The sequence below is a fragment of the Erythrobacter sp. HI0063 genome (assembly GCF_001635685.1).
Lineage (GTDB): Bacteria > Pseudomonadota > Alphaproteobacteria > Sphingomonadales > Sphingomonadaceae > Qipengyuania.
In genome coordinates this window covers 62895-69317 of sequence record NZ_LWFF01000062.1, presented here as the reverse complement: position 1 = coordinate 69317, position 6423 = coordinate 62895, and the positions used below count along the sequence as shown (strand labels likewise).

The 6423-nt window shown below is 64.3% G+C and carries 7 protein-coding genes; 6 read left to right on the top strand and 1 reads right to left on the bottom strand.

Annotated features, from left to right (window positions below; all coding sequences use genetic code 11):
• Positions 1 to 90: 90 nt before the first annotated feature.
• From rpsP to A3736_RS03025, 3 genes are all read left to right on the top strand, one after another.
• Positions 91 to 564: a 30S ribosomal protein S16 gene (rpsP, locus tag A3736_RS03035; protein ID WP_067679037.1), complete on the top strand. Its 474-nt coding sequence runs from the start codon at positions 91 to 93 to the stop codon at positions 562 to 564.
• Positions 565 to 638: 74 nt separating this feature from the next.
• Positions 639 to 1124 carry a ribosome maturation factor RimM gene (rimM, locus tag A3736_RS03030; protein ID WP_067679034.1) on the top strand — a complete coding sequence of 162 codons (486 nt, stop codon included), beginning with the start codon at positions 639 to 641 and terminating at the stop codon, positions 1122 to 1124.
• A gap of 34 nt (positions 1125 to 1158) precedes the next feature.
• Positions 1159 to 1869, top strand: a complete 711-nt coding sequence (locus A3736_RS03025; RefSeq protein ID WP_067679031.1) for a DUF5818 domain-containing protein — start codon at positions 1159 to 1161, stop codon at positions 1867 to 1869.
• Positions 1870 to 1878: 9 nt separating this feature from the next.
• Here the strand turns inward: A3736_RS03025 and A3736_RS03020 are convergent, their stop codons facing one another.
• The gene (locus A3736_RS03020) at positions 1879 to 2799 is read right to left on the bottom strand and encodes an NAD(P)/FAD-dependent oxidoreductase (RefSeq protein WP_156501938.1); all 921 of its coding nucleotides are present in this window, start codon (positions 2797 to 2799) and stop codon (positions 1879 to 1881) included.
• Between the two features lie 56 nt (positions 2800 to 2855).
• Here A3736_RS03020 and trmD point away from each other — a divergent pair, with 56 nt between their 5' ends.
• From trmD to A3736_RS03005, 3 genes are all read left to right on the top strand, one after another.
• Complete coding sequence (gene trmD, locus A3736_RS03015) at positions 2856 to 3581, top strand: tRNA (guanosine(37)-N1)-methyltransferase TrmD (RefSeq protein WP_067679028.1); 726 nt, start codon at positions 2856 to 2858, stop codon at positions 3579 to 3581.
• 11 nt (positions 3582 to 3592) lie between these two features.
• A complete protein-coding gene (gene rplS, locus A3736_RS03010; protein WP_067679024.1) occupies positions 3593 to 3961 on the top strand; it encodes a 50S ribosomal protein L19 in 369 nt (122 codons plus the stop codon).
• 150 nt (positions 3962 to 4111) lie between these two features.
• The gene (locus A3736_RS03005) at positions 4112 to 6406 is read left to right on the top strand and encodes a S9 family peptidase (RefSeq protein ID WP_067679021.1); all 2295 of its coding nucleotides are present in this window, start codon (positions 4112 to 4114) and stop codon (positions 6404 to 6406) included.
• Positions 6407 to 6423: the final 17 nt, after the last annotated feature.

Here is a 6423-nt window from a genome sequence, read left to right as displayed (position 1 = left end):
GGCGTCGATCCCAGCACGCTTCCGCCCGATCTTGCCCGTTTATTGAACAAGAAGTGATTTCAAAAACTTACACTCGAAAGGTGAATTAACATGGCAGTTGCAATCCGTCTCTCGCGCGGTGGCGCCAAGAAGCGTCCGTATTATCGCATCGTCGTCTCCGACAGCCGCGCCCCGCGCGACGGCAAGTATTTGGAGCAGATCGGCACTTACAACCCGATGCTGCCCAAGGATGACGAAGGCCGCGTGAAGATCGACGAAGATCGTGCGCGCCACTGGATCGGCGTCGGCGCCGTTCCTTCGGACCGTGTCGCCCGTTTCCTCGACAAGGCGGGCATCGTCGAGCGTGCCGCCCGCAACAACCCCAAGAAGGGCGAGCCGGGCGAAGCCGCCAAGGAACGCGCCGAGGAAAAGGCTGCCAAGGCCGCTGAAGCCGAAGAAGCCAAGAAGGCCGCCGAAGCCGAAGCCAGTGCTCCGGCCGAGGAAGAAACTGCCGCCGCCGATGAAGGCGCTGCTGCGGAAACCGCCGAAACCGCGGGCGAGACCGAAGACAAGGCCGAGGGCTGATTACGGATACCTTTCCGACTTCGCTCGACGCCGATGGCCGTTGAGCGAAGTCGGGAACAATCCCGGCGGCAGGCATGTCACACGAACCGATTACCCTTGCCGCCATTACCGGAGCGCATGGCGTTGCCGGAGAGGTGCGCCTGAAATTGCTAGGCGATGGGCTGGAAAGCCTGAAATCGCACAAGCACTACAATGACGGTGCATTGACGCTGCAAAAGATCCGCAGCGACAATAGGGGCGGGGCGATCGCCCGGTTCGCGGGTATCGACAATCGCACCGCTGCCGAAAAGCTGCGCGGCACCACGCTGAGTGTTTCGCGAAACGATCTGCCGCCGTTGGAAGACGGCGAATTCTATCACTCCGACCTGATCGGTCTCGCGGTCGTTACCGATAGCGGCGAGCCGGTGGGCGAGGTGCGAGCGATCGAGAATTTCGGCGCCACCGATATCGTCGAGATCGAAAAGCCCGACGGCAAGAGCTTCATGATCCCGCTGACCGAGCAGGCCGTTCCCGAATGGAACGCCGAGCGGCTGGTGATGAGCGCGGACTTTCTGGACTGAGGAACCGTTCCGTCCTGCAAGCCATTGGTTTTGCATGATTGCCAAGCCTTCTCTCTTCACCCCGATCGCAGTTCTGGCACTCGCGGCCTGTTCCTCCGATCCGGACACCTCCTCGCCCGTACAGTCCGAAGCGGACACCATCGCCGACACGAGATCTACAGATCGCTCCTCGTCGGCGAGCTACGAAGGCCGGTTGGAAAGTGGCGCGGAATGCAGCCTGCTCGTAACGCCCGACGGACGCCGCTTGGCCGTCGACCTTGCGGATGACTCCTTCGGCCCCGGTGATTATGTCAGGATCACGGGCGAGCTGGCGGATGCAAGCTTCTGCATGGCGGGCGAGAAGACGCTCGTGGCGAACACCATCGAAGCTGCCGAACCTCCCGCCCGCGATCGCGATCCGGCGCGTTCCGGGGGAGTAGCGCTGACAGCGCGCTATCTTGTCGGAGATTGGGTAGCCAAGGGTGCGTCGGCGGATTGCGCAGAACCCGATTTCTCGATCCGCGAGACTCCCGGCGCCTTGGTACTCGAAGGTGCTATATCGGCCCATGACGACGATGCTCGCCTGGTACTGGGCGATTATCCGCGCCTCGATCTCGATGCGCCAAGGGACGATCTGCCTCTCGAGAGCCGTGGCCCGGAGGGGTTGGCAATCCTGCGCCCCGCAACCGACGCAGCCTATGATCCGGTGACGATCGGTTCGGCCACCATCGCCGGCGACGGAGCGTTGTTCGTCAAATGCGGGTAACGGCGCGACCTAGCGCCGCAGCGGGCGTTCTTCCGCCAGGTAGTTGCGGATCGTCGTCGCCGCGACGCCGGCCTGGCCCATGGCGTGGCTGATCTGGTCGAGGCCGACCACCACGTCTCCTGCAGCGAACAGGCCGGGCACGCTGGTTTCCAAGTGATCGCCGACGAGGATGCAGCCTTCGTCGCTGACATCGGCGCCGCAATCCACTGCGAGGCCGGAGCGGATTTTCGACCCCAGCGCGGGATAGATGCTGTCGAACGCCAAGCGGCCCTCGGCGGTATCGACAGCCAGCTTTCCCTGCTTGATCGCGAAATCGCCGCACGGCCCCGCGACCCGCGCGATCCCCGCATCGTCGAGCGAGCGCGAGCATGTATCGTCCAGATCGTGGTCGCCATGTGGGCTGATCAGCGTGATATCGGCGGTATAGCCACGCAGGAACTGCGCTTCGGCGGTGCCGTGATCGCCCGTCCCGATTACGCCGACGCGCTTGTCGGTCACTTCGTAACCGTCGCAGATCGGGCAATAGCGCAAGAGTCCGCGCGCAAGCGCTTCGGCGTGGAGCGCTTCGTCCATCCCATCGGGCTGATTGTTGACGACACCGGTCGCGAGCAGGACGGTGCGGGCGCGATAGGTTTGATCGTCGCAATGGACTTCGAAAACCTCGCCCTTTTTCGTCAGCCCGGTCACGCGCTTCGGTTCGCGCAGCGCGCCGTATTTCGCCGCCTGATCGCGCATCCGGCCCAGCAGCTCGTCGCCGTTGATCCCGTCCGGAAAGCCCGCATGATTGTGGCTGGTCGGAATCCAGCTCGCACGGCTGGTGCCGCAATCGAACAGGCGGATCGAGAGATGGAACCGCGCCAGATAGATCGCCGCCGTCAGCCCGGCGGGACCAGCGCCCACGATGATGCAATCGTCGATATGCTCGCTCATGGCGGTCCGAACGCGCGGGATGGCAAAGCGTTGCCGCGCCGCCTAAAGCGCGCGGCATGACCTTCGCCGCCACCGTCCTGACGCTGTATCCCGAAATGTTTCCCGGCCCGCTCGGCGTGTCGCTGGCCGGGCGCGCTTTGGAGCGCGGGGACTGGTCGTGCGAGGCGGTGCAGATCCGCGACTTCGCGACCGACAAGCACCGCACGGTGGACGACACGCCCGCAGGGGGCGGGGCGGGCATGGTGCTGAAGCCCGACGTGCTCGGCTGTGCGCTCGGCAGCGTGGCCGACGAGCGCCCCGTACTCGCCATGACGCCGCGCGGAAAGCCGATCGCGCAGGACCGCATCCGCGAAATCGCGACGGGGCCGGGCGTCACCATCCTGTGCGGCCGGTTCGAGGGCTTCGACGAACGGCTGTTCGAAGCCTATCCTCAGGTCGAAGAGGTCAGCCTGGCGGACATTGTCCTGTCGGGCGGAGAGACCGCCGCGATCGCCATACTCGATGCTTGCATTCGCCTCGTTCCGGGAGTAATGGGCGCGGCTCTTAGCGGGGTCGAGGAGTCGTTCGAGGACGGCCTGCTCGAATACCCGCAATACACCCGACCTCAAGACTGGGAAGGGCGCACGATCCCCGAAGTGCTGCGATCGGGGGATCATGCGAAAATCGCCGCGTGGAGGAAAGCCCGCGCGGAGGAAGATACACGGTTACGCAGGCCGGACCTTTGGGAGCGCTACAGTGGCGCTCGGGACCAGCCTGCCTCTGGCGCGCGGCGAAACGATTAAGGGACCAGGCAATGAACCTGATTCAGACGCTCGAAGCCGAAGCGATTGAAAATCTCGGCAAGGATATTCCGGAATTCCGCGCGGGCGACACCGTGCGCGTCGGCGTGAAGGTCGTCGAAGGCCAGCGTGAGCGCGTGCAGAACTTCGAAGGCGTGGTGATCGCGCGTTCGAACCGCGGCATGGGTTCCAACTTCACCGTGCGCAAGATGAGCTTCGGCGAGGGCGTGGAACGCGTCTTCCCGCTCTATTCGCCGATCGTCGACAGCATCACCGTGGTCCGCCGCGGCGTGGTGCGTCGCGCCAAGCTGTATTACCTGCGCGGCCGCACCGGCAAGAGCGCGCGTATCGCCGAGCGCAAGACGGTTTCGCCCAAGGCGTAAGCTTTTCGCGATCAGAGAATTGGAGGGCTCGGCGGGCGACCGCCGGGCCCTTTTTCGTTGCGGGCGAGAACTCGTGCGACAACGCTTGCGGCAAATGACAACCCGGCTAGGCTGCGCACTATTTCGCAATCACGGGACGCCTTTCTTGCCATGCGCCATGTCATCACCGCCGCCATCCTCCTCGCCGCCGCGCCGCTCGCCGCACCCGTTTTCGCGCAGGACAGCGCGATGAGCCAGAGCGCGGACCTCACCTTCGAGCGCGTTTTCGCTTCGCCCAGCCTCGACGGGCCGAGCCCGCGCCAGGCGAAGCTGTCGCCCGATGGGCGCTATCTCACCCTGCTGCGCAATCGCGAAACCGACCGCGAGCGTTACGATCTGTGGGCCTACGACCGCGAGAGCCGCGAATGGTCCATGCTGGTCGACAGCGAGAAGCTCGGTTCGGGCCGCGAACTGTCCGAGGATGAAAAGATGCAGCGCGAACGCGCGCGCGTCGGCAGCCTCAAAGGGATCATCGCGTATCAGTGGGCGAGCGATGGTGAGGGCGTGCTCGTCCCGCTCGACGGCGATCTCTACCTCGCGCGCTTGGACGGCGAAGTGGTGCGCCTGACCGATACGGAGGAAAGCGAGCTCAACCCCGCGCTCAGCGAAACGGGCGCCTATGTCTCCTTCGTGCGCGACCGCAGGCTCTGGGTCGGCGAGGTGGGCGACGAGTCCGCGCCGATCACGCCGTCAGAAGCGAACGAGAACGTGCGCTGGGGCGAAGCGGAATTCGTCGCGCAGGAAGAAATGGGTCGCCTGACCGGCTATTGGTGGAGCCCCGACGACAAGCGCATCGCGGTCGAACGGTTCGACGAGAGCATGGTGGGCGTGGTCACGCGTGCGGCCATCGGCGCGACCGGCACGAAGGTTTTCGACCAGCGCTATCCCGTCGCGGGCAGCGAGAACGCCGATGTCGAGCTGTTCGTGATGGATCCCGATGGCGGCAGTCGCGTGAAAGTGGATCTGGGCGATTTCCAGCATCCCGATGTCTATACCGGTGGCGATCCGACCGACTTCTACCTCGCACGCGTGGACTGGGCACCGGATGGCAGCGCGCTCTACGTCCAGCGGCAGAACCGCGCGCAGACTCATATGGATCTGCTGCGCGTCGATCCGGCGACCGGCGATGTCGCGCCCGTCTTCGCCGAAAAGGCAGCGGCGGACGATTACTGGATCAACCTGTCCGACAATTACCGCATCCTCGACAATGGCGACCTCATCTGGTGGTCGGAACGCGACGGTTTCGGCCACCTCTATCGCTATTCCGGCGCGGATGGCTGGCGCACTTTGCGGCAGTTAACGCGCGGCGAGTTTGTGGTTACGACCTTGGTCGGCGTGGATCAGTCGGCGCAGCGTCTGTTCTATCTCGCCACCAGCGAGGACGATCCGCTCGAACAGCATGTCTACGCGCTCGATTACGACAGCGACACGATCGGTCCGCCCCGGCGCCTGACCGAAAAGGGCTTCACTCACTCGGCGACCATGGACGGCAAGGGGCAGACGCTGCTCGTCACGCGCTCGAACGACGATACGCCGAGCCAGATCTATCTCGCCGACCAGGAAGGTGAGCGGCTGGCATGGGTCGAGGAGAATGCGCTGGATGCCGACCATCCTTACGCCCCCTATCTCGCCAGCCATCGCCCGACGCAATACGGGCAGATCGAAGCCGAGGACGGCACGCCGCTCTATTGGGAGATGGTCACGCCCGAGCTGGAGCCGGGCAAGCGCTATCCGGTCTATTTCTACCATTATGGCGGGCCGGGTCCGCAGATCGTCAATCGCGGCTGGAACGGCGCGCTGCGCCAGGCGATCGTCGACAAGGGCTATATCTGGTTCGCGCTCGACAATCGCGGCAGTGCCAATCGCGGCGTCGATTTCGAACAGCCGATCTACCGAGCGATGGGCGGAGTCGAAGTGCGCGACCAGAAGGCGGGAGCGGAATACCTCAAGACGCTCGATTTCGTCGATCCCGACAAGATCGCCATCGATGGGTGGAGCTATGGCGGATACATGACGCTCAAGCAGCTCCAGGCCGATCCGGGCCTGTACGCCGCCGGGATCAGCGGTGCGCCCGTCACCAAGTGGGAGCTCTACGACACGCATTATACGGAACGCTACATGGGTACGCCGCAGGCGGACGGTGCGGCTTACGAAGCGGCATCAGCTATTCCGGCCGCGGCTAAGATCAGCGACCCGCTGCTGATCATCCACGGCATGGCGGACGACAACGTGGTGTTCGAGAACGCGACCGAGATCATCGCCGCGATGCAGGAAGCGAACGTGCCGTTCGAAATGATGCTCTATCCCGGTTACACTCACCGCGTGTCGGGCGAGAATATCTCGCCGCACCGCTACAACACCGTGTTCCGCTTCCTCGAAAGCAACGGCGTGACGCCGCCCGAGTGAACTTTCGCAGGCCGGGG